The organism is Sphingopyxis sp. GW821-FHT12F08 (assembly GCF_058806755.1).
Genome location: NZ_JBXAQA010000009.1, coordinates 36,100 through 58,326, shown reverse-complemented (window position 1 = coordinate 58,326; position 22,227 = coordinate 36,100). Strand labels below are relative to the sequence as shown.

Genomic DNA, 22,227 nt, shown 5'->3' with positions numbered 1-22,227 from the left:
CCAGCGAGCTGGCAAGTCTACACAACCCTCCCCCGTCAAGGGGGAGGGAGGAGAGTTTGGATGAAACTGTTCATCGGCAATAAGGCCTATTCGAGCTGGAGCCTGCGCGGCTGGCTGGCGGCCAAGCATAGCGGGCTGCCCTTCGAGGAGGTCACCGTGCCGCTCTACGACGAAGACTGGTCGAACCGCCGCGAGGGCGACGAGTTCGCACCGTCGGGGGGCAAGGTGCCGATATTGTGGGACGGCGACGATATCGTCGTGTGGGACAGCCTCGCGATCATCGACTATCTCAACGAAAAGACCGGCGGCACGCGCGGTTACTGGCCCGAGGATCTGGCGGCGCGCGCGATGGCGCGGTCGATGGCGGCCGAGATGCACAGCAGCTTCGCGGCGCTCCGCCGCAACCACAGCATGAACATCCGCCGAATCTATCCCGCGACCGAGCTGCTGCCCGAGGTGCAGGCCGATGTCGTGCGCATCGTCCAGATCTGGGCCGAGGCCCGCGCGCGCTTCGGCGGCGAGGGCGATTATCTGTTCGGCGACTGGTCGGCGGCCGACATGATGTTCGCGCCGGTGGTGACACGCTTCATCACTTACTCGATCCCGCTGCCGCGCTTTGCCGTCCCCTATTGCCAAGCGGTGATCAGCCATCCGTGCATGCAGGAATGGATCGGCGGCGCGCAGGCCGAGGATTGGGTGATCGAGCAGTTCGAAAAAGCCGATAGCTGAGGTGTCGCCGCGATGAACGCGGCGTTCAGCCAGGGCTGCCCCGCAGGCGGTAAGAAGGCGGCATGAAGAAGATCCTTCTCGCCTCCGCCCTCGCGCTCGGCGCGGCCGTCGTGACCGCCGCTGCGGCGCCTGCGGGTCAGTGGGAAATCGGCCCGGTCATCCGCGGCAAAAACTACTCCGTCGGCATGCCGCTGGCACCGCGGCCCGAGCGCGGCGGCTGGTCGTTCGACTTCCCGGTCGGCAGCAAGGCCGCGGGGCATGTCCACTATGTGACCTTCCGCCCCGGATCGCTCGCGGGCAAGTCGCGGATCGTGGTGCGCTACCGCGTCGATGCCAAGGCCGGCACGCGCTTCGTGCCGCAGGCCAACCCCGACCGCGCGGGCACGGTCTCGCTCTACCTCCAGCGGCGCGGCGACAATTGGAACGCGCGCGGCCGCTATCAATATTATCGCTGGTACGCGCCCGCCGCGAGCGTGCGCGAACTGGCGCCGGGCGTGGGCGAGATCAGCGTCGGCCTCGACGATCCGCAGTGGATTTCGGTGCTCGGCCAGCCCGCGGCGAACAGCCCCGAGGCACTCGCCGACGCGCTGGCCGACGTCGAACGCATCGGGCTGGTGTTCGGGTCGTCGAACGCGCGCGGCCACGGCGTCTATGCGACGGCGCCGGCGACGTTCGTGATGACGGGATTCCGGATCGACTAGGGAATCCGCTTGGTCGGATAGGGCGTGCCGTCCTTGTGGAAATAGCCGTCGGGCGTGAAGAGCATGTCGATGTCCGAATAGCCGCCGCCAGTGTCGTATTTCTTGCCACCACCGAGCGCGACGAGCACGCAGTCGCTGCCCGATTCGTTGACCAGATGATGGCCGTTGGTGCTGCCCTTGGGCCACACCGCGATGTCGCCGGGGCGCATCGGCCAGCGCCCGTCGTCCTCGACCAGCACGGCTTCGCCGGCGATCATGATCACCATCTCGTCCTCGCCGTCGTGCCAGTGGCGCTGCGACGACATCGCGCCGGGTTTGAGCACGACATGGCTCGCGGCAAAATCGCTGATGCCGGTGAGAGGCGCAAGGCGGCGGTACCAGCGACCCTGCACCGCCGTATCATAGGGCGCGGGATAGCCGGTGGCGTTGGTTTGCGGGATGGCGTCGAGATCGAGTTTGGGCATGGGGCAGTCCTCTTGCGGCGCGCGTCGAAGCGCCATCGTGTCGATTTGTTTCGCACAAAGCCACGAAGCCACAAAGGGGGATGCTCATCCATGACGGGCACGCAGTCACGCGAAGCGCTTTCCAATGATTGCCTGCGACGGCACGCTGACCGGGCAGCCGAGCGCGGCCTCCTTGTGGCTTCGTGGCTTTGTGCGAGATATTTTCTCCGTCTCGACTAAACACCGCGCCAGAGCGTATGGCGCGACCATGAGCATCGACCCCGTAGTCCTCGCCAAGGCGCTGATCGCCGCCCCTTCCGTCACCCCGGCTACGGGCGCGGTGTTCGATGTGCTCGAGGCGGCGCTGACCCCGCTCGGCTTTACCGTCGAGCGCTTCATCGACGGGATCGAGCCCGACGGGCCGGTCGAGAATCTGCTCGCGGTGCGCACCGGCAAGGGCCCGCGGCATTTCGGTTTTGCCGGGCACCTCGACGTCGTGCCGCCGGGGGTGGGCTGGACGGGCGATGCCTTTGCGCCGGAGGTTCGCGGCGAGTTGCTCTATGGGCGCGGCGCGGTCGACATGAAGGGATCGATCGCAGCGTTCGTCGCCGCGGCCGCCGCGACTCCGGTCGAGGCCGGGACGATCAGCCTGATCATCACCGGCGACGAGGAGGGTCCCGCGATCTTCGGCACCCGCGCGCTGATGGAGCATATGGCGGGGCGCGGGGTCGCGCCCGACATGATCGTCGTCGGCGAGCCGACCTCGGTGAACAGGCTCGGCGACATGGTGAAGATCGGGCGGCGCGGGTCGGTCAATATCTGGATCGACGTGCCCGGAACGCAGGGACATGTCGCCTATCCGCACCTCGCCGACAACCCGATCCCCAAGCTGGTGAAGATATTGGCGGCGATCGACGCGGTGGTGCTGGACGAAGGGAATGACTGGTTCCAGCCGTCGAACATCGAATTCACCGACATCGAGGTCGGCAACGGCGCGACCAACGTCATCCCCGCCTCGGCGCGCGCGCGGCTGTCGATCCGCTTCAACGATGCGCACCGGGGCACCGACCTGGTCGCGATGATCGAGCGCATCGCGCACGAAGTCGAACCCAAGGCCAAGGTTCTCGGCAAGATTTCGGGCGAAGCGTTCCTGACCCCGCCGGGCGACCTGTCGGGGCTGGTCGCCGAGGCGATCCACGCCGAGACCGACATCGTGCCCGAAATGTCGACGACCGGCGGCACGTCGGATGCGCGCTTCCTGCATGCGCTGTGCCCGGTGGTCGAATTCGGGCTGACCAATGCGACGATGCACAAGCTCGACGAAGCCGTGGCGGTCGCGGATCTGCACAGGCTGGCGGCGATCTATCGCGGGATATTGGTGCGCGCGTTGGCGGGCTGAAAATATCTCACGCAAAGGCGCGAAGAAGATAAGAAAAAAGTTTCTCACACAAAGACACAAAGGGGGCAGCCTTCGCCAGCTCTGCCGCTTCAGGGCCGCGCGAAGCGCCTTTTAGAAGGTCGCCTGCGGCGACGGGCGACCTCCGCCATGTGGCGCGCCCTCTTTGTGTCTTTGTGTGAGACTATTCCTCGCGCCCCCGTCGCAGGATGACATAGACCGCCCCTGCCCCGCCATGGCTGATATGCGCCGGTCGGAGTGCGACGATCTGGTCGGCGTAAGGCGAATAGGCAAGCCAGTCGGGAAGCGAGGCGCGGATCGCGCCGCGCGGGCGGGGGTCGCCGTGCATCGTCGGCAGCCGGTCGGCGCCGGGGCGCAGCCGCCCCGCGACGACGAGCAGCACGCGCGCGCCGCGGATGAGCGCTCGGTGGATGCTCTCGTCGAGCAAGGCCTGCGCCGAGGCGAGGCTGTGGCCGTGGAGGTCGATGCTCATGTCGGGGCGGACGAGTCCCTTGCGCAGCCGGCGGTCCCAATGGCCATCGAGCGTGGCCTGACTATGTGTGCGGCGCGGCGGCGGGAGCGGCGACGGCGGACGCGCGGCCGGCGGCGCGGCGACGCGCGGCTGCGCCTTGGGCGGCTTGACCGTCGGTGGGGCGGCGGGGGCAAGCGGGGCGGAGGTCTTGGCCAACGGCTTCACCGTAGCCGCGACCTTCCGCCAGAGCGCCGACTCGTCGGGGGCGAGCCGACGGGCCATCGTCAGCGCCGGATCAGCCGCGCGATGCTGGTGCGCGGGAGGAGGAGCAGCGCCGAGCCGCGCCCCGACATGCCGCCGGCGATCGCGCGCGCGTCGTTGCCCGCGCCCCAGAAGCTGTCAAAGCGGTTGGCGCCCTTGATCGCGCCACCGGTGTCTTGCGCGATCCACAGCCCATTGGGCTCGGCGCGGTCGAGCGAGAGGAAGACGGGGGCGCCGAGCGGGGTATATTTGGGATCGGCGGCGACGCTGGCACGGCCGGTGACTGGCACGCCGAGCGCGCCCAAGGGACCCGGCCCGGTGATCTCGCGGAAGAAAACCCAGCTCGGATTCTCGTTCATCACCGCAGCGCCCCGCGCCGGGTCGGCGCGCAGATAATCGAGGATGCCCTGCATCGAGGTCTGGCCGGGCTTCAATTCGCCGCGGTCGGCGAGCAATTTGCCGATGCCGACATAGTCGCGGCCGTTCTGCGTATCGTAACCGATGCGCATCACCTCGCCGTCGGGAAGGCGCAGGCGGCCCGAGCCCTGGATCTGGAGGAAGAAGAATTCGGCGGCGTCCGCGGCCCAGGCGATTTCGAGCCCGCGGCCTTCCAAGGCGCCGCGTTCGATCGCCGCGCGGTCGTAATAGCGCACCAGGTTGCTGCCATCGACACGCCCGCGGATCTTCTTGCCTTTGAGGTCGTCGGAGAATTGGCCGAGGTCGACATCGACCAGGTCGGCCGGGCGGCGATAGATAGGGACGTCGTAACCCGCGCGCTTGGTCCGCGATCCGGCGATCTCGGGTTCGTAATAGCCGGTGACGAAGGCAGTGCCGGCGCCGACCTGCACCGTGCCGAAATAGCGCTGGAAAAAGGCCGATGCGTCCGTGTCGCGCCAGTCCTTCGCGGCGTTGCAGCTTTCGGCCCAGTCGGCGTTCTGGGTGAGCCCGCTGACGTCGGCGCGGCGCGTCACCGAGGGGCAGCTGAGGCGATAGGCGGCAAGCGCGGCGCTCGCCTGCGACGCCGTGACGCCCAGCGTGTCGAACTCGGGCCCGGCGACCACCCCCGCCTCGGCGGCGGTGGTGGCACCCGTTGGCACCGGCGAGGCGGCGAGCGTCGGATTGGGCGTCGCCGGGATCGGCTTCGCCGCGGCGCTGCCGCTTTCGGAGGGGCGCGGGGTGTAGGGCCGCGCCGGGCCGGTCGGCGCGGTGGAAGTCGGCGTCGGCGCAGGGACCGGACGCGGCGCGGTCTCGACGCGCCCGCCGCCCGCGTCGGGGATCACCGACGAACAGGCCGACAGCGCGGGCAGGCTGGCGAGGAGGGCGAATCCCAGCGCCCGGGTGGAGACGGGGCCGGGCATCGAGGTCAGGCGGATTCGGCTTCGTCGAGTTGCCAGTTGGGATCGCCGCTGCCGATCCGGCGGCGGAAGGTCCACAGGTCGTTGGTCTCGGTCGCGTCGATCATCGAGCCCGCGATCATATTGCCCTCGGCATCGCGGGTGACCGCGCTGATGTCGGCGCGATAGCGGACGGTGACGCGCGCTTCGCCGCCCGACAGCTCGACCGCGGTGATGCGGGCCGAATCGATCCGCACAAGACGGTTGTCGAGCCGCTCGCCGCGCGCCTCGCGCGCGTCGATCGCGTCGGCGAAGGCCTGATAGCTGTCGGCGTCGCACAGGTCGCGCAGCGTGTCGCGGTCGCCCGCCCAATAGGCCTCGAGGATCATGCGATACGCCGCCTCGGCGCCCTCCATGAAGCGCCCGGCGTCGAACTGGCGGTCGGCCGCGAGCAGCTGGCGCAGCCCAGCCTCGGCCGCAGGTTCGTAGACAAGCCCCGAGGTGTCGGCGCTGCCGCCCTGCGGCGACGGCGGCGCTTCGGGATCGTCGATGCGGACCGGCGCGGGCGCGGCGCGCTCGTCGCGGCGCGGCAGCACGGGCTCCTGCTCGTGCCCCGTGCGCTTGCCGAGCACCGAATAGAGCCGCATGCCGAGGAAGGCGGCGATCATGGCGAGCAGGACGATAGCAATAGATGTCACAGGCTGGAGTCCAATGCGGTCTTCGGGAAAGTCTTGGCCGATACATAGGCTATCGGCGGCCATGTTTCAAATCTCCATGACCGCAGCCTTGCGTCAGGTCAACGTCCGGCGCGCGGGGACGGTTGCCTTGCGCCGCCCCAGCGCGCCCATTGTGCTGGCCGCGCGGCGCTGCTAAGCGCCGCGGCAACCGCCCGCGCCGCCGGATCGGGCCGATCCGGAAGCGCGGGCCCTTTTCATTCGATACAGGGAAAGCATCACAGTCATGGCCGACGAAACGACGCCCGAATTCACCCCCGAAACGCTGAGCAACGGCGAGGACAACAGCCCCGCGATCGGCCTGATCTCGCAATATGTGAAGGATCTGTCGTTCGAGAATCCGAACGCGCCCGCGATCTACCAGGTGCAGGAAGCGCCGCAGATCGACGTCCAGTTCAACATCGGCGCCGACAATGTCGGCGACAATCTGTTCGAAGTGTCGCTGAAGATCGACATCACCTCGAAGTCGGGCGACCTGACCGCCTTCGTCGTCGACCTGAAATATGCCGGGCTGTTCGGCGTGCGCAACGTCCCCGAAGACCAGCTGCAGCCCTTCTTCCTCGCCGAAGCGCCGCGCATCCTGTTCCCCTTCGCGCGCCGCGTCGTCGCCGACGTCGTGCGCGACGGCGGTTTCCCGCCGCTGCTGCTCGAGCCGATCGATTTCCATAGCCTGTTCCAGCAACAGGCGCAGCAGATCGCCGCCGAACAGGCCGGCGACGCCCTGCCGGTCGGACAGGCGTAAAGCGAATTTTGGGGGGAAGCGCTGCATCCCCCCTCCTCTTCAGAGGAGGGGCAGCGAGACTTGGTCCGGCGCAGCCGGGCCTAGTCGCAGCGGGGTGGTGCTTCACCGCCCCGGTCCATTCAGCCATCCACCACCCCGCTGCGACTAGCGAACAAGTTCGCAAGTCTCGCTACCAGTGTCGGGTGAATAGTCCCCCGGACTATTCAGGGCATGCCGGGGGCATGACCGACCCGACACTCTCTGAAGAGGAGGGGTTCAAGGCCCTCGGGGTGCGCGCTGCATGAGCAGCCTGATCAAGAGCGTCGGGACGATCGGCGGGCTGACCCTGGTCAGCCGCATCTTCGGTTTCGCGCGCGACATGCTGCTCGCGCGCGTGCTCGGCGCGGGGCTGGCGGCCGATGCCTTCCAGCTCGCCTTCACCCTGCCCAACACCTTCCGCCGGCTGTTCGCCGAGGGCGCCTTCTCGGTCGCCTTCGTGCCGATGTACAGCCGCGCGCTGCACGGGGAGGAGGGCGAGGCCGCCGCGGCGAAATTCGCCGACGATGTGCTCGGCGTCTTCCTGTGGGTGCTGCTCGTCTTCTCCGCCGTCGCGATGACTCTGATGCCGGGCATCGTCTGGCTGCTCGCGCGCGAATATCAGGCGGTGCCGGGCAAGTTCGAGCTGGCGGTGTATCTGAGCCGCATCACCTTTCCCTATCTGGGGCTGATCAGCTTGGTCGCGATGCTGTCGGGGCTGCTCAACGCGCGCTCGCGCTTCGCGCCGGGCGCGGCGGCGCCGGTGCTGCTCAATATCGTGCTGATCGCGGGCATCTTGATCGGTGCCGAGATGCGCGGTCCGGGCGGCGACGACCGCATCGTCGCGGTCGCGCTGGCGCTGTCGGTGTCGCTCGCGGGGGTGCTGCAGCTCGCATACCTCTGGTGGGCGGTGCGCCGCGCGGGGCTGAAGCTCCATATGCGGCTGCCCAAGCTGACCCCCGAGGTCAAGAAGCTCGGCATGCTGATCCTGCCCGCGACCTTCGGCGCCGGCATCTACCAGATCAGCCAGTTCGTCGACACTTTCTTCGCCACCAGCCTGCCGCAGGGGTCGCTGACCCTGCTCAAGCTCGCCGACCGGCTCAACCAGTTGCCGCTCGGCATCGTCGGCATCGCGCTCGGCACCGCGATCCTGCCGATGCTGGCGCGGCATATCCACAGCGGCGACGGCGCCGAGGCGCAGCGGCTGCAGGCGAACGCGTTCGAGATCGCGACGCTGCTGACGCTGCCCGCCGCGGTCGCGCTGGCGATCTGCGCCCCGGCGTTCACCGCCGCCTTCTTCGTCGGGGGCAAGTTCACGCCCGAGGACGGCGCGCTGATGGCGCATATCGTCGTCGCGCTCGTCGCCGGGCTGCCCGCCTATGTGATCGTGAAGATTTTGAACCCCGGTTTCTTCGCGCGCGAGGACACCAAGACGCCGGTGTGGACCGCGCTCGCCTCGCTGATCGTCAACATCGGGATCAACCTCTATGTCGTCGAGCGCTACGGCATCGTCGGGCTGGCGGGGGCGACCGCGGTGTCGGCATCGCTGAATTGCCTCCTGCTCTACATCATCCTGCACCGGCGCGGCTGGTTCCATTTCACCACGCGGCTCGGCGGGCGGATCCTGCGCCAGCTGGTCGCGGTCGGCGTCATGGCGGCGCTGCTCTGGTGGCTGATGCCGCGGCTCGCGCCCTATTATGGCGGCGGCGTGTTCGAGCGCGTCTGGTCGCTGTCGGCGCTGTGCGCAGCGGGGGGCGTGGCCTTTTTCGGCGCGGCTTTCCTCGTCGGCGCGCTTGACAAGGAGTTGCTGGCCATGTTGACGCGGCGGCGCGTTAAACCGGCGCCAACAGAGGAATAGATCATGCGGACGCTGTCGGGCATCCAGCCCACCGGAAACTTGCACCTCGGCAATTATCTGGGCGCGATCCGCAACTGGGTGCGCATGCAGGACGAGATGCCGGGCGAGAAGCTCTATTTCCTCGCCGACCTGCACGCGATCACCGTCTATAACGACCCCGCCGAGCTGACCGCGAACACGCGCGAGATGGCCGCAGCGCTGATCGCCGCGGGGATCGACCCCGATAAGGCCATTCTCTTTAATCAGGCGCGCGTCCCCGCGCATGCCGAGCTGGCCTGGCTCCTGTTCTGCACCGCGCGGATCGGCTGGCTCAACCGCATGACGCAGTTCAAGGAAAAGTCGGGCAAGAACCGCGAGGGCGCGAGCGTCGGGCTTTACGCCTATCCGGTGCTGCAGGCGGCCGATGTGCTGCTGTACCAGACGACGCACGTCCCCGTCGGCGACGACCAGAAGCAGCATCTGGAGCTGGCGCGCGACATCGCGACCAAGTTCAACCTCGACACCGGGACCGAGACCTTCACTTTGCCCGAGCCGACGATCCCGCCCGCCGCGGCGCGGATCATGAGCCTGCGCGACGGATCGGCGAAAATGTCGAAATCGGACCCGAGCGACGCGAGCCGGATCAACCTGGTCGACGACCGCGACACGATCATGGCGAAGATCCGCAAGGCCAAGACCGACCCCGAACCGCTGCCGGCGGAGGCCGCGGGGCTGGAAGGCCGGCCCGAGGCGAAGAATCTGGTCGCGATCTATGCCGCCATGGCCGACGAGAGCATCGACCAAGTGCTGGCGCGCTTTGCGGGGCAGGGGTTCGGCGCGTTCAAGCCTGCGCTCGGCGAATTGCTCGTCGAGACGCTGGCGCCGATCGCCGAGCGGCTGAACGCGCTCAAGGCCGACACCGCGGCGATCGACGCCGCGCTCGAAAAGGGCGCCGCGCGCGCCAAGGCGCTCGCGCAGCCGACGCTCGATGCGGCCTATGCCGCGCTGGGTCTCTGCCGCTGAGCCGGATGGCGAACCGTCTGTCGCAACAGCGAAATTCTTGTTTTCATCGCCCCGCCGCCCCATATCGGATGGCGGAACCGGTTGCGGCAAGGCGAGTTCAACCAAGGTTAAGTCGCATCGGCGTAGTCATGCTATAAAGAGCGGCGTGCATGCGCGCCGACTCACGGAGCGAAGACGATGATGAAGAACCTGACTTTCCGCCGGCTGAGCTTGGCCGCGCTGACCGCCGCGACGCTGGCGATCGCCGGCTGCGCCACCCCTTTCCGCGCCGATGTCGCGCGGTTCCAGACCCAGCTGCCCGCCCCGCAGGGGCAGAGCTTCACCGTCGAGGCGGGCGACCCCCGGCTGGCGGGCGGGATCGAGTTCGGCCAGTACGCCAATCTGGTGTCGGGCGAGCTGACGCGCTTCGGTTACCGCCCCGTGGCGCCTGGCGAGCGCCCCGACATGGTCGTGCGCATGGGTTATGACATCGACAAGGGCCGCGAGCGCGTGCGCAGCACCCCGGGCTTCGGCGACCCCTGGTACGGCGGCTATTACGGCCGCGGCTTCTATCGCCCGGTGATCGTCAGCGGCCGCGGCGGGCGCCGCTTCGTCTATGGCTATCGCGACCCCTTCCTGTGGGGCGGCTTCGGCCCGGGCTTCGGCTATAACGACGTCGAAAGCTTCACGGTTTATACCAGCGGGCTCGACCTCTCGATCAGCCGCGCCGCGGACGGTTATCGCCTGTTCGAAGGCCGCGCCGAAGCACAGTCGCGCGACAACAACCTCCAGGCGATCGTCCCGAACCTGGTCGAGGCGATGTTTACCGGCTTCCCCGGCAATTCGGGCGAGAAGGTGCGGATCACGGTAGCGCCGCCCGAAAAGAGCTGAGCCGTCATCCAACGGCCAACAAAAGGCCCGCCTTCCTTTAGGACGGCGGGCCTTTTTGTTTGTGGATGAAACCGGGGATAAGTCCGGGATAACCCTGTGGATCAGCTGTTGAGGCTGCGGCGGATCGCGGCGATTTCGGCGTCGAGCTCGCTGTCGCTGACGCGCAGCGCCTCGACCGTGCGCACCGCGTGGATCACCGTCGAATGGTCGCGCCCGCCGAAGCGGCGGCCGATTTCGGGATAGGAGCGCGGGGTCAGTTCCTTCGCCAGATACATCGCGACCTGACGCGGACGCGCGATCGCGCGAACGCGGCGCTTCGACGCCATCTCGCTCTTGTCGAGCTTGTAATGCGCGCAGACCGCGCGCTGGATCTCGTCGATCGTGATCCGCGGGCGCGCGCTGCGGACATTTTCGGCCAGCCGGTCCTCGGCGAGCGCGAGGTCGAGCCGCGCGCCGGTAAGCGCGGCATAAGCAAGCAATTTGTTGAGCGCGCCCTCGAGCTCGCGGATGTTGCGCGTGAAATGCTTGACCAGATAGGCGACGACGTCGCCCGGCACCTCGACCATCGGCATCGCGGCGAGCCGCTGGCGGATGATGCGTTCGCGCAAATCATCCTCGGGCGCCTCGATATCGGCGACCAGCCCGCCCGACAGCCTCGACAACAGCCGCGCCTCGACCCCGTCGAGCATCGCGGGCGGGCGGTCGGCGGTGACGACCAGGCGCTTGCCCGCGGTCATCAGATCGTCGATCGTGTGGAGCAGTTCCTCCTGCGTCGAATTCTTGCCGATCACGAACTGCAAATCGTCGAGCAGCAGCAGGTCGGCGGCGCGCAGGCGCGACTTGAACGCCATCATGTCGCCGCCGCGCATCGCGCCGACGAATTCGAGCATGAACTTCTCGGCCGACATCAGGATGATCGTCGCGGTCGGGTGCGCCGCGGCATAATCCTGCGCGATTGCCTGGAGGAGGTGCGTCTTGCCCTGGCCGGTGCCCGAGCAGAGGTAGAGCGGGTTGAATTGCGGCGCCTCGACCATCGCCATGCGGCGCGCGGCGTTGGCGGCGAGGATGTTCGAGCGCGCGACGACGAAACGGTCGAACGACAGGCGCGGATCGAAACCGAGCAGCGCCGGATTCGCGGCGGGCGCCGGCGGCGCCTCGAAAGCGGGCAGCGGCGGCTGAGCGAGGATCGCGGCGCGATCGCTCGCCGTGCTGGCGCCGCGCACACTGACGCTGCGCACCGCGGGGAGGAGCTGGCGCCAAGCGAGTTCGAGCCGGTCGCCGAAGCGTTCGTTGATCCAGTTCGCCGAGAAGCGGCTCGTCGCCTCGAGCGTGACGACGCCCGACAGGCTGCAATAGTCGGCAAAGCGCACCGGCTTCAGCCAATGGTCGAAGGTGCGTGCGCCGAGATCGCGGCGGAGCCCTTCGGCCACGCGCGGCCACAGCGTCGCGGCGTCGCCGCTCATCGCCGTTTCTCCGCCACGCTGGCCATAAGTCTCCCCGTCTGAAATCACGCCTGTCCCCCGCCTCGCTCGGTCACCGGTACGCCCCCCGGCATCGCCGCTGGCCGCACAGCACCTCCCACGCCCTGATTGCAGGACGCAGTTTCCCGTTCCGCGCAAGCAGCGAAGGACGGCGAATCATGTGATGTGGCGGCCAGCGGCGAAGGCCGATGACCCCCCTGTCTAGGCAGGGGCGAGCGAGTCGATCAAGACCGGAGGATGTAAAAATACTGAAATAAAAATCTTGACTCCCCGGGCGCCCCGGAATCGCGCGAAAGGGTCATTTTATCCAATATTATCAGCTATTTATTTATGACAACCGACGTCACAGAAAACGAATCGCCGTAAATCCGCGACTTACCGCGCTGCAACACTATTGCCATCGCGCCGTAACAAAGCCGCGGGTCGTCCCATCCCGAAACGGGCACAAAAAAGGACCCGCGGGCGATGCGCCGGCGGGTCCTTTTTGATGCGCGATCGGCAAAAGCCGAATCGGACGCCGATCACGCGATCGCGTTGACGCTTTTGGTCAGGCGCGAATATTTGCGCGCGACGGTGTTCTTGTGGAGCACGCCCTTGGCGACGCCGCGGGCCATTTCGGGCTGTGCGGCCTTCAGCGCGGCGGCGGCGGCGTCCTTGTCACCGGCGGCGACGGCATTTTCGACCTTCTTGACCAGCGTGCGGATGCGCGAGACGCGATTCTTGTTCACGACGGTGCGCGCGGTGTTGCGGCGGATGCGCTTTTTTGCCTGGGGCGTATTGGCCATAAAATCCTCGGTTTTCAAACGGTCAAAGTCGGTCGGAGCACAGCGTCACCGGAGCAGCCGAATCGCGCGAAACGAGCGAATCAATGTCCGGATACGGCCGGTTCCGGAACACCGGACCCTGCTCGAAGGGTGCGCCCATAGCCAGCAAGGCCGTCTCGGTCAATGGTTTTTGCGGCACAAATGCTGCATCACCGCTGGCATTGGGGGCAGTAGAAGGTCGAGCGGCCCGACTGGACGATGCGGACGATCGTGCCGCCGCATTCGCAGGCCTCGCCCTCGCGGCCATAGACGCGCCAGTCCTTGGCGAAATAGCCGAGGTCGCCTTCGGGGCTGAGGAAATCGCGCAAGGTCGATCCGCCCGCGGCAATCGCCGCCGTGAGCACAGCCTTGATCGCCGGGACCAGCGCCGCAAGCTTGGCTTTCGACACGTCGGCGGCGGGCTTTGCCGGGTGGATGCGCGCCATGTTGAGCGCCTCGCACACATAGATGTTGCCGAGCCCCGCGACGACGGTCTGGTCGAGCAGCATCGCCTTGATCGGGGCGCGGCGGCCCGCGAGTGCCGTGGCGAGACAGGCCGCGTCGAAGGCGTCCGACAGCGGTTCGGGGCCGAGCGTGACGAAGGCCGGGAAGGCGGTCAGCGGATCGCCGGCGACGAGGTCGACCGAGCCGAAGCGGCGCGGATCGTGGAGGAACAATCGATGCCCCGCCCCGGTTTCAAGCAGCAGATGATCGTGCTTGCCCGCTTCGCCGCCCTCGGTGCGCCAGCGCCCCGACATGCCGAGGTGGAAGATCATATGATCGTCGCGGTCGGTCGACACGATGCCATATTTGGCGCGCCGCGATAGCGCGGTGACCGTCGCGCCGGTGAGCCGCTGCGCAAGGTCGGCCGGGAAGGCGCGGCGCAGGTCGGGGCGGAAGGTAATGACCGAGGTCAGGCGCTGCCCTTCGAGAAAGGGGGCAAGGCCGCGGACGGTGGTTTCGACTTCGGGGAGTTCGGGCATATCGCCGTTCGCGCTACGCGCCATTTGCGCGGGCGGCAAGGCCCCGCTAAAGGCCGGGGCGACTTCGTTTCTCCCCGCAAAGGCGCACATATCATGGCCACTCCCGACACCGTCAGCTTCGGCTATGAACAGGTCCCCGCGGGCGAGAAGACCGCGATGGTCGGCGAGGTGTTCAGCCGCGTCGCGCGCAAATACGACATCATGAACGACGCGATGTCGGGGGGCATGCACCGCCTGTGGAAGGACCGCTTCGTGCGCCGCGTGAAGCCGCGCGCGGGCGAGGCGATCCTCGACATGGCGGGGGGCACCGGCGACATCGCCTTTCGCATGGAGCCGTCGGGCGCCAGCATCACCGTCGCCGACATCAACCCCGACATGCTCGGCGTCGGCGTCGAACGCGCGGCGGAGCGCGGCATCGACAGCCTGGTCTGGTCCGAGCAGAATGCCGAGAAGCTGAACTTTCCGGGCCAGTTCTTCGACGCCTATACGATCGCCTTCGGCATCCGCAACGTCACCGACATTCCGGCGGCGCTCCAGGAAGCGCATCGCGTGCTGCGCTACGGCGGGCGTTTCTTCTGCCTCGAATTTTCGACCAACGAATGGCCGGGTTTCGCGCAGGCCTATGACGCCTATTCGCACCATCTGGTGCCGAGGCTCGGCAAGCTGATCGCCGACGACGAGGACAGCTATCGCTACCTGATCGAATCGATCCGCCGCTTCCCGCCGATGCCCGAATTCGCGAAAATGATCCGTGCGGCGGGCTTTACGTCGGTGAAGGTCGAGCCGATCATGGGCGGGCTGGTCGCGATCCACAGCGGGTGGAAGGCTTGACCCGTCCCGTCATCCATATTGCCCGCCTGCTGAAATGGGGCCGCATCCTCGCACGCCACGGGGCGCTGCGCGGGATCGAGACTGCACCCCAGACGCCGCCGGGGGTCAAGCGGCTGTGCCGCATCGCGCGCTTCGGCACCTCGCAGCCGACGGTGCCCGACTATGCCGCCGCCTTCCAGGCGATCGGCCCCGCCGCGGTCAAGCTCGGCCAGACGCTCGCGACGCGCCCCGACCTGGTCGGCGAGGAGGCGGCGCGCAACCTGCTGACGCTGCAGGACGCGCTCGCGCCGGTGCCGTTCGAACGCATTCGCCAGGAAATCGAGCTGACCTTCGAGGCGCCGCTCGAAAGCCTCTACAGCGCGTTCGACCCCGTCCCCGTCGGCTCGGCGTCGATCGCGCAGGTCCACCGCGCGGTGACCACCGACGGGCAAACGGTGGCGGTCAAGGTCCGCCGTCCGGGCATCGACAAGCAGTTCGCGCGCGACATCGACACCTATGAATGGGCGGCCGCGCATCTCGAAGCCTTCGGCGGCGAGGCGACGCGGCTGCGTCCGCGCGAAGTGATCGCGAATTTCCGCCGCTGGACCTTACGCGAACTCGACCTCCGGCGCGAAGCGGCGTCGGCGTCCGAACTCGCCGATGCGATGACCGGCGTGCCGACCTATGAGATCCCCGCGATCGACTGGGATCGCACCGCGAGCCGCGTGATGACGATGAGCTGGATCGACGGCATCAAGATCTCGCACCGCGACCGGCTGATCGCCGCGGGGCACGACATGGAGGCGCTGTCGGCGAACCTCGTCAACGCCTTCCTGCGCCAGGCGATCGCCGAGGGTTTCTTCCACGCCGACATGCACCAGGGCAATTTGTTCGTGAAGGCCGACGGCACGATCGCCGCGGTCGATTTCGGGATCATGGGGCGGATCAACCGGCAGGCGCGCTACTGGCTCGCCGAAATCCTCTATGGCCTGACCACGGGCAATTACCGCCGCGTCGCCGAAATCCATTTCGAGGCGCAATATGTTCCCGACTATCACAATGTCGAGGAGTTCGCGACGGCGCTGCGCGCGGTCGGCGAGCCGATGCGCGGCAAGCCGGTGAGCGAACTCAGCGTCGGGCAGATGCTCGACGGGCTGTTCGCGATCACGCGCGATTTCGACATGCAGACCCAGCCGCACCTGCTGCTCCTCCAGAAGACGATGGTGATGGTCGAGGGCGTCGCGACGATGCTGAACCCGAAGATCAACATGTGGGACGTGTCGGGGCCCTTCGTCCGCGAATGGATCCGCGACGAACTGGGGCCCGAGGCCGCGCTCGCCGACGGCCTCCGCGAACAGGGCAAGACGCTGGCGCTGATCCCCGACATCATCCGCCGCCTCGACGCGCAGCTGCCGCGCAAGGGCGCCGCCCCGCCCGCACCGCCGCTGCCCGAGATTCCGCTGATGTGGGATCGCGGCGAAAAACGCGTCTGGTGGCGTTATGCGCTAACGGCTATCCTTGCCGCCTCGGCGGGAGCAGCGGCGGTATGGATTTGGGCCTGAAGTCAGCACGAGCCGGAACCGTCGTGGCGGCAGCGCTGGCGCTCGGCGGCTGCCCCAGCAACACCAGCACACATCTCGTCAGCCTCAGCGCGCCGCCGGCCTGGGCCATCGAATATCGGCACGGCACGATCGTCGGGAGCCCGACGACCTTCATCCAGTCGACCTATCGTGTCCGCAGCGGCGAACAGATCATGTGGCAGATCGACCTCGCCGCCGAAGATCCCGCCTGCGACGCATTCGCGCCCGAGCCGCGCGACAAGAAATTCCCCGCCGAACTCCGCTACGGCGAAACCCCGAGCTGCTACCGGCAGTCCGTCGCACCGCGGCCGCTCGAAGTGGGGCGCGGCTATCGGTTCGAAAGCGACGATGTCCGCTACAACCACAGCCTGCACGTCATCGGCCAATATTTCATGGTCGAAGCGGGGCGGGTGAAGCCGATATCGGAGAAGCGCTACCGCGAGGCGACGGGGGCCACGTGATCGGCGGGCTGCTTGCAATGCTGATCCCATGCGCATAACCTATGCGCAAGGAGAATGGCGATGAACCGACCTGCGCGATTCGAAGGGCCCAAGAAGGCCGCGCCCAAAAAGCCCACCAACGTGTCGCTGAGCATCGCACTGGTCGATGAAGCCAAAAAGCTTGGCATCAACGTCAGCGAAGCGTGCCAGGCGGGACTCGCCGCCAAGGTCAAAAAGGCGCGGGAAACGGCATGGCAGGAAGAGAATCGCGCCGCGATCGAAGCCTCGAACGAATATGTGCGCAAGCACGGGCTGCCGCTCGCCAGATACCGGCTGTTCTGATGGCGCAGTTCGACGTCCGGCGTACGTCGGAAGGGGCACTCGTCATCGATTGTCAGTCGAATCTGTTGCGGCACCTGAACACCCGGCTGGTCGTACCGCTCTTGCCTGCGGACGAATTTGAAGTGGTGGCCCGGCGGCTCAATCCGCTCTTCACCATCGAAGGAACGGATTACGTCATGTACACGCAATTTGCCGCCACCCTTGCGGTCAGCCAGCTTGGCGAGGTGATGATGAATCTGGATGACGACAGCCTGACCATCGTCGGCGCGCTCGACGTGCTGGTGACGGGGGTTTGACGATGGCCGCGAAACGCATCCTGCTCATCATCGGCGGCGGCATCGCCGCGTACAAGAGCATCGAACTCGTCCGGCTGCTGCGCAAATCGGGCCATGTCGTGCGCTGCGTCATCACGCGCGCAGGGGAACAGTTCGTCACACCGCTGACGCTCGCGGCGCTCAGCGAGAACAAGGTCTATACCAATCTCTTCGACCTCAAGGACGAGGTCGAGATGGGGCATATCCAGCTCAGCCGCGAGGCCGACCTGGTCGTCGTCGCGCCCGCGACTGCCGATTTGCTGGCGAAGATGGCGGCGGGCATCGCCGACGATCTCGCCACCACCTTGCTGCTCGCGACCGACAAGCCGGTGCTCGCGGCGCCGGCGATGAATGTGCGGATGTGGCTGCACGCGGCGACACAGCGCAATGTCGCGACGCTGCGCGGCGACGGGGTGACGGTGATGGAGCCCGACGAGGGCGAGATGGCGTGCGGCGAATATGGGCCGGGGCGACTGCCCGAGCCGGCGGCGATCTTCGACGCGATCCAGGCAGCGCTCGCCAGCGCGCCAGCACCCTCGCTGCTGACCGGCCAGCCCGACTTCGCGCCCGCCAACCATCGCCCGCTCCATGGCCGCCGCATCCTGATCACCGCGGGGCCGACGCACGAGCCGATCGACCCGGTGCGCTATATCGCCAACCGCTCGAGCGGGAAGCAGGGCTTCGCCATAGCCGCCGCCGCCGCCGAAGCCGGGGCGGAGGTGCTGCTGATCGCCGGACCGGTACCGCTGCCCACGCCGCCCGGGGTGATCCGCGTCGATGTCGAGACCGCGCGCGAAATGGCGGCCGAGGTCGAGGCGGGCCTGCCGGTCGATGCCGCGATCATGGTCGCCGCGGTCGCCGACTGGCGCGCCGCCGACACCTCGGCGCAGAAGATCAAGAAGGACGGCAGCGGCCAAGTGCCGCCGCTCGCGCTCGCCGAAAATCCCGACATTCTCGCAGGGCTGGCGAAGAGCGTGCAGCGCCCGCCCTTGCTGATCGGTTTCGCCGCCGAGACCAATGACGTGCTGGCGCATGCGCAGGCGAAGCTGGGTCGCAAGGGCTGCGACTGGATCGTCGCCAACGACGTCGCCGCCGACCCGATGGGGGGCGAGACGAATCGGGTGCATATCGTTAGCAAAAGCGGCGTAGACAGCTGGGAGCGGCTGCCCAAGGATGCCGTCGCCCGCAAATTGATGGAAAAGATCGCCGATGAGCTCGATGCGCGTGTCCCACTTGAGTCCGATTGAGATCCGGATCCAGCGCCTGCCCAACGGCGGCGGCCTGCCCCTGCCCGCCTATGCCAGCGACGGCGCGGCGGGGATGGATGTCGTCGCGGCCGAATCGCTGACGATCCGCCCCGGCACGCGCCACGCGGTCGCGACGGGCTTCGCGATGGCGATCCCCGCGGGGTACGAGGTGCAGGTGCGCCCGCGCTCGGGGCTCGCGCTCAAGCATGGCATCACCTGCCTCAACACGCCGGGGACGATCGACAGCGACTATCGCGGCGAGGTGAAGGTGATCCTCGCGAACCTCGGCGACGAGCCGTTCGAGATCAAGCGCGGCGACCGCATCGCGCAGCTGGTGCCCGCGCCGGTGCAGCGCGCGAGCTTTGCCGAGGTCGAGACGCTCGACGAGACCGCGCGCGGCGCGGGCGGCTTCGGCTCGACCGGCGTCGCGAGCGACAGTGAGAGCAGCGATAGCGAGGAAGAGCCGATCGACGACAGCATCCCCGACAATGTCGGCTCGCTGTCGGAGATCAAGCTGCGGCGCCCGGAGTAGCTGTCTTGTTTCTCTCTTTCCGTTCGTGCTGAGCTTGTCGAAGCACCGTTCTTCCTTTTTCAACGTTCGAAAGAAAGAACGGCCCTTCGACAAGCTCAGGGCGAACGGCTTTTCTAGGACGCCCTGATTGCTCTCCGACGCCGAACTCGACCGCTACGCCCGCCAGATCATCCTGCCGCAGTTCGGGGGGGCGGGGCAGGCGCGGCTGAAGGCGGCGCATGTCGTCGTCATCGGCGCGGGCGGGATCGGCTGTCCGGCGATCACCTATCTGGCGGCGGCGGGCGTGGGCAAGCTGACGATCGTCGACCATGACGATGTCGAGCTGTCGAACCTGCAGCGCCAGCCCCTGTTCACCGATGCCGATATCGGCGCGTCCAAGGCCAAAGTAGCGGCCGATGCCGCGCGGCTGATCAATCCGCATGTCGAGGCGGTCGCGGTCGCCCGGCGCCTCGACGCGACCAACGCCGAGGCGCTGCTCGCGGGCGCGAGCCTGGTCCTCGACGGATGCGACAATTTCGACACGCGGCTCGCGGTCAACCGCGCCGCAGTGGCGCTGCATATCCCGCTGCTGTCGGCGGCGATCGGGGCGTTCGAGGGGCAGGTTGCGCTCTACGAGGGCTGGCAGGACGACGCGCCCTGCTACCAGTGCCTCGTCGGCAGCGATCCCGATCGCGAGGGGATCAATTGCGCCGAGACCGGGGTGATGGGCGCGCTCGCCGGCATGGTCGGGACGACGGCGGCGCTCGAAGCGGTGCGCGCGCTGACCGGCTGGGGATCGCCGCTTGCCGGGCGCCTCGCCATCGTCGATATGCTCGAGCGGCGCTGGCGCGAGGTCGGCGTCGCCAAGGATCCGGGGTGCCCGGCATGTCGAACCTGAACATCATCGTCGCGGTCGCCGAGGGGCGGCGGTTCTATGCGGCGCTCGAAGCCGCGATGGCGTCGGCGGCGCTCGGGCGGCCGGCGCGCGTCTTCCTGCAGGGCGAGGCGGCAGCGCTGCTGCGCGACCCCGTGAGCTTCGCAGGCGACGCGGCGCGGCGCGCGGTGGGCCAGCCCGAGCTCGCGTGGATGGTCGAGGAGGCGATCGCGATGGAGGTCGGCCTGTTCGTCTGCCAGTCGGGCATGGCGCTGGTCGGCGTCGCGGCGACCGAGCTGGTGCCGCACGTCAAGGCGGCGGGGCTGGTGAGCTTCATGGCCGACGTCGGACCGGACGATCGGCTGGTGGTTTATTGAAATATCGATCCTCCCCACGCGAAGCGATGGGGAGGATCGAAGGATCACGGATTGTCGCACACCTTGATGTCCTCGGGCCGCGGCCGCTTGCCGTCGGGGACGAAGCGCGCGAGATAGCCGCCGGCGTGCTGCTTGTCGTCATAGGAGACGAGCTTGTACCCCACCGCCTCGAACTCGCAGACGAGCAGGCGGAAGGGGGTGCCATGGTCGGCGATCGGGCGATCGCCGTCGACGACGAGGATCTGCCCGCCCTGGCGCAGCGCGGGGCGCAGCCGCCAGAGGAAGGCATAGGGCTCGCCGATCTCGTGATACATATGGACCATGAAGACGCGGTCGAAGCTGGCGGCGGGGAGGCGCGGATCGTCAACCGCGCCCAATTTGATCGAGACATTGTCGAGCCGCTCGCGCGCGACGCGGTCGGCAAGCCGCTCGATCACCTCGGGCATGATGTCCTGCGCGAGCACGCGCCCGCCCGCGCCGACGCGCTGCGCGAGGCGCACGGTATAATAGCCGTCGCCCGCGCCGATGTCGGCGACGGTCATGCCGGGGCGGACGTCGGCCGAGTCCATCACATCCTCGGCCTCGTTGAGCCGGTCGCGCGCCTCCTCGGTCGACCATTTGGTCGAGACGGTCGGTGCGACGGGGCGGTCGGCGGGCGGAAAGTCGCGCGCGGTCGCGGCGCGGTCGCCGTCCTGGTCCCATGGCGCGTCGCAGCCGGCAAGCAGCGGCAGCGCCGCGAGCGCGGCGAGGACGGCGCCGCGGAGCATCAGTCGATATCCTCGACGTCGACCTTTTCGCCGGTGACCTTCTGCGACAGCGCGGCGGCCATGAAGGGGTCGAGCGCGCCGTCGAGAACGTCGCCGGGCGCGGTCGAGGTCACGCCGGTTCTGAGGTCCTTCACCAGCTGATAGGGCTGGAGGACATAGGAGCGGATCTGGTGGCCCCAGCCGATCTCGGTCTTCGCCTGATATTCGCCCGAGGCAGCCGCCTCGCGCTTCTGCAGTTCGGCCTCGTACATCCGCGCCTTCAGCATCCCCATCGCGGTCGCGCGGTTCTTGTGCTGCGAGCGGTCGTTCTGCGACGCGACGACGATGCCCGTCGGGATGTGGGTGATGCGCACCGCCGAATCGGTGGTGTTGACGTGCTGGCCGCCGGCGCCCGAGGCGCGATAGGTGTCGATCTTGAGGTCGCCTTCGTTGATCTCGATCTCGATATTGTCGTCGATCACCGGATAGACCCAGACCGAGGAAAAGCTGGTGTGGCGCCGCGCCGAGCTGTCGTAGGGCGAGATGCGGACGAGGCGATGGACGCCGCTTTCGGTCTTCGAATAGCCATAGGCATTCTCGCCCTTGACCAGCATCGTCGCCGACTTGATGCCCGCCTGCTCGCCCGCCTGATATTCGACCAGCTCGACCTTGAAGCCGCGCTTTTCGGCCCAGCGGCTGTACATGCGCTGGAGCATTTCGGCCCAGTCCTGGCTCTCGGTGCCGCCGGCACCGGCGTGGACCTCGATATAGGCGTCGTTGGCGTCGGCTTCGCCGGCCAGAAGCGCCTTGATCTTGTCTTCCTCGGCGCGCGCGGCGAGCGCGGCCAGACCCGCAACGGCCTCGTCGACCATCGCCTCGTCGCCTTCCATCTCGGCGAGCTCGATCAGCTCGGCGGTGTCGGCGCATTCGGTCTCGATCGCGCGCGTCGCGGTGATCGCCTCGTCGAGGCGGCGGCGTTCGCGCATGACCTCCTGCGCCGCCTTCGCGTCGTTCCACAGCGTGGGATCCTCGACCTTGGCGTTCAGCTCGTCGAGCCGCCGCACCGCGCGGTCCCAGTCGAGGAAACGCCGCAGCAGCGCCAGCGCGGCGCCGATCTTGTCGATATGATCCTGCGCTTCGGCGCGCATGTCGTTGCTCCTGA

The 22,227-nt window shown here is 67.7% G+C and carries 24 protein-coding genes and 1 pseudogene; 16 read left to right on the top strand and 9 right to left on the bottom strand.

Going from position 1 to position 22,227, the window contains the following annotated elements; genetic code table 11:
• The first annotated feature begins 60 nt into the window (after positions 1-60).
• Both AC1RNQ_RS20825 and AC1RNQ_RS20820 read left to right on the top strand, forming a co-directional pair.
• Positions 61-729 (top strand): glutathione S-transferase family protein, encoded by a 669-nt coding sequence (locus tag AC1RNQ_RS20825; RefSeq protein ID WP_493174317.1) that lies wholly within the window; start codon positions 61-63, stop codon positions 727-729.
• 62 nt (positions 730-791) lie between these two features.
• Positions 792-1,430: a hypothetical protein gene (locus AC1RNQ_RS20820; protein ID WP_493174315.1), complete on the top strand. Its 639-nt coding sequence runs from the start codon at positions 792-794 to the stop codon at positions 1,428-1,430.
• On the opposite strand, the gene AC1RNQ_RS20815 is transcribed toward AC1RNQ_RS20820, so the two are convergent.
• Positions 1,427-1,894, bottom strand: a complete 468-nt coding sequence (locus AC1RNQ_RS20815; protein ID WP_493174313.1) for a cupin domain-containing protein — start codon at positions 1,892-1,894, stop codon at positions 1,427-1,429. The two genes, AC1RNQ_RS20820 and AC1RNQ_RS20815, sit on opposite strands and share 4 nt — an antisense overlap.
• Before the next feature lie 247 nt (positions 1,895-2,141).
• Between AC1RNQ_RS20815 and dapE the strand changes: the two genes are divergently transcribed.
• Entirely contained in the window at positions 2,142-3,272 is a 1,131-nt protein-coding gene (gene dapE / locus AC1RNQ_RS20810; protein WP_493174311.1) for a succinyl-diaminopimelate desuccinylase, read from the top strand.
• A gap of 181 nt (positions 3,273-3,453) precedes the next feature.
• Here the strand turns inward: dapE and AC1RNQ_RS20805 are convergent, their stop codons facing one another.
• Genes AC1RNQ_RS20805 through AC1RNQ_RS20795 form a run of 3 tightly spaced genes read right to left on the bottom strand, consistent with a single transcriptional unit; the run spans position 3,454 to position 6,004 of the window.
• A complete protein-coding gene (locus AC1RNQ_RS20805; protein ID WP_493174309.1) occupies positions 3,454-4,023 on the bottom strand; it encodes a Smr/MutS family protein in 570 nt (189 codons plus the stop codon).
• Positions 4,024-4,025: 2 nt separating this feature from the next.
• Positions 4,026-5,360 (bottom strand): murein transglycosylase A, encoded by a 1,335-nt coding sequence (gene mltA / locus AC1RNQ_RS20800; RefSeq protein ID WP_493174307.1) that lies wholly within the window; start codon positions 5,358-5,360, stop codon positions 4,026-4,028.
• 5 nt (positions 5,361-5,365) lie between these two features.
• Entirely contained in the window at positions 5,366-6,004 is a 639-nt protein-coding gene (locus tag AC1RNQ_RS20795; protein ID WP_493174414.1) for a Tim44/TimA family putative adaptor protein, read from the bottom strand.
• Positions 6,005-6,296: 292 nt separating this feature from the next.
• Here AC1RNQ_RS20795 and secB point away from each other — a divergent pair, with 292 nt between their 5' ends.
• The 4 genes from secB (at position 6,297) to AC1RNQ_RS20775 (ending at position 10,557) form a co-directional block, all read left to right on the top strand.
• Positions 6,297-6,812, top strand: coding sequence for a protein-export chaperone SecB (gene secB, locus AC1RNQ_RS20790; protein WP_493174305.1), 516 nt, complete (start codon positions 6,297-6,299; stop codon positions 6,810-6,812).
• A 280-nt stretch (positions 6,813-7,092) separates the two neighbouring features.
• Positions 7,093-8,685: a murein biosynthesis integral membrane protein MurJ gene (gene murJ / locus AC1RNQ_RS20785; RefSeq protein ID WP_493174303.1), complete on the top strand. Its 1,593-nt coding sequence runs from the start codon at positions 7,093-7,095 to the stop codon at positions 8,683-8,685.
• Between the two features lie 3 nt (positions 8,686-8,688).
• Positions 8,689-9,687, top strand: a complete 999-nt coding sequence (gene trpS / locus AC1RNQ_RS20780; RefSeq protein WP_493174301.1) for a tryptophan--tRNA ligase — start codon at positions 8,689-8,691, stop codon at positions 9,685-9,687.
• A 180-nt stretch (positions 9,688-9,867) separates the two neighbouring features.
• Positions 9,868-10,557: a DUF4136 domain-containing protein gene (locus AC1RNQ_RS20775; protein ID WP_493174412.1), complete on the top strand. Its 690-nt coding sequence runs from the start codon at positions 9,868-9,870 to the stop codon at positions 10,555-10,557.
• A gap of 101 nt (positions 10,558-10,658) precedes the next feature.
• On the opposite strand, the gene dnaA is transcribed toward AC1RNQ_RS20775, so the two are convergent.
• From dnaA to mutM, 3 genes are all read right to left on the bottom strand, one after another.
• Positions 10,659-12,020, bottom strand: a complete 1,362-nt coding sequence (gene dnaA, locus AC1RNQ_RS20770) for a chromosomal replication initiator protein DnaA (protein ID WP_493174299.1) — start codon at positions 12,018-12,020, stop codon at positions 10,659-10,661.
• Positions 12,021-12,559: 539 nt separating this feature from the next.
• On the bottom strand, positions 12,560-12,823 hold the full coding sequence (gene rpsT / locus AC1RNQ_RS20765) for a 30S ribosomal protein S20 (RefSeq protein WP_054590504.1): 264 nt from the start codon (positions 12,821-12,823) through the stop codon (positions 12,560-12,562).
• A gap of 188 nt (positions 12,824-13,011) precedes the next feature.
• On the bottom strand, positions 13,012-13,824 hold the full coding sequence (gene mutM / locus AC1RNQ_RS20760; protein ID WP_493174410.1) for a bifunctional DNA-formamidopyrimidine glycosylase/DNA-(apurinic or apyrimidinic site) lyase: 813 nt from the start codon (positions 13,822-13,824) through the stop codon (positions 13,012-13,014).
• A 93-nt stretch (positions 13,825-13,917) separates the two neighbouring features.
• Here mutM and AC1RNQ_RS20755 point away from each other — a divergent pair, with 93 nt between their 5' ends.
• The 9 genes and pseudogenes from AC1RNQ_RS20755 (at position 13,918) to AC1RNQ_RS20715 (ending at position 20,319) form a co-directional block, all read left to right on the top strand.
• Complete coding sequence (locus AC1RNQ_RS20755) at positions 13,918-14,655, top strand: class I SAM-dependent methyltransferase (protein ID WP_493174296.1); 738 nt, start codon at positions 13,918-13,920, stop codon at positions 14,653-14,655.
• Positions 14,652-16,196 carry a 2-polyprenylphenol 6-hydroxylase gene (ubiB, locus tag AC1RNQ_RS20750; protein WP_493174294.1) on the top strand — a complete coding sequence of 515 codons (1,545 nt, stop codon included), beginning with the start codon at positions 14,652-14,654 and terminating at the stop codon, positions 16,194-16,196. The genes AC1RNQ_RS20755 and ubiB overlap by 4 nt, the downstream gene beginning before the upstream one ends.
• 23 nt (positions 16,197-16,219) lie before the next feature.
• Complete coding sequence (locus AC1RNQ_RS20745; RefSeq protein ID WP_493174292.1) at positions 16,220-16,675, top strand: hypothetical protein; 456 nt, start codon at positions 16,220-16,222, stop codon at positions 16,673-16,675.
• 60 nt (positions 16,676-16,735) lie between these two features.
• Positions 16,736-16,996 carry a type II toxin-antitoxin system CcdA family antitoxin gene (locus AC1RNQ_RS20740; RefSeq protein WP_493174290.1) on the top strand — a complete coding sequence of 87 codons (261 nt, stop codon included), beginning with the start codon at positions 16,736-16,738 and terminating at the stop codon, positions 16,994-16,996.
• Positions 16,996-17,292: a CcdB family protein gene (locus AC1RNQ_RS20735; protein WP_077147800.1), complete on the top strand. Its 297-nt coding sequence runs from the start codon at positions 16,996-16,998 to the stop codon at positions 17,290-17,292. The genes AC1RNQ_RS20740 and AC1RNQ_RS20735 overlap by 1 nt, the downstream gene beginning before the upstream one ends.
• 2 nt (positions 17,293-17,294) lie before the next feature.
• Positions 17,295-18,557, top strand: a complete 1,263-nt coding sequence (gene coaBC, locus AC1RNQ_RS20730; protein WP_493174288.1) for a bifunctional phosphopantothenoylcysteine decarboxylase/phosphopantothenate--cysteine ligase CoaBC — start codon at positions 17,295-17,297, stop codon at positions 18,555-18,557.
• Positions 18,529-18,981, top strand: a pseudogene (gene dut, locus AC1RNQ_RS20725) (dUTP diphosphatase); the annotation flags it as partial. The gene coaBC and the pseudogene dut, both read left to right, overlap by 29 nt.
• 235 nt (positions 18,982-19,216) lie before the next feature.
• The gene (locus AC1RNQ_RS20720) at positions 19,217-19,966 is read left to right on the top strand and encodes a HesA/MoeB/ThiF family protein (protein WP_493174286.1); all 750 of its coding nucleotides are present in this window, start codon (positions 19,217-19,219) and stop codon (positions 19,964-19,966) included.
• Entirely contained in the window at positions 19,954-20,319 is a 366-nt protein-coding gene (locus AC1RNQ_RS20715; RefSeq protein ID WP_493174285.1) for a DsrE family protein, read from the top strand. Before AC1RNQ_RS20720 ends, AC1RNQ_RS20715 begins: the two co-directional genes overlap by 13 nt.
• Before the next feature lie 44 nt (positions 20,320-20,363).
• Here AC1RNQ_RS20715 and AC1RNQ_RS20710 read toward each other — a convergent pair whose 3' ends face one another.
• Entirely contained in the window at positions 20,364-21,086 is a 723-nt protein-coding gene (locus AC1RNQ_RS20710; RefSeq protein ID WP_493174283.1) for a class I SAM-dependent methyltransferase, read from the bottom strand.
• Positions 21,086-22,213 (bottom strand): peptide chain release factor 2, encoded by a 1,128-nt coding sequence (gene prfB / locus AC1RNQ_RS20705; RefSeq protein ID WP_493174281.1) that lies wholly within the window; start codon positions 22,211-22,213, stop codon positions 21,086-21,088. Before prfB ends, AC1RNQ_RS20710 begins: the two co-directional genes overlap by 1 nt.
• Positions 22,214-22,227 lie beyond the last annotated feature (14 nt).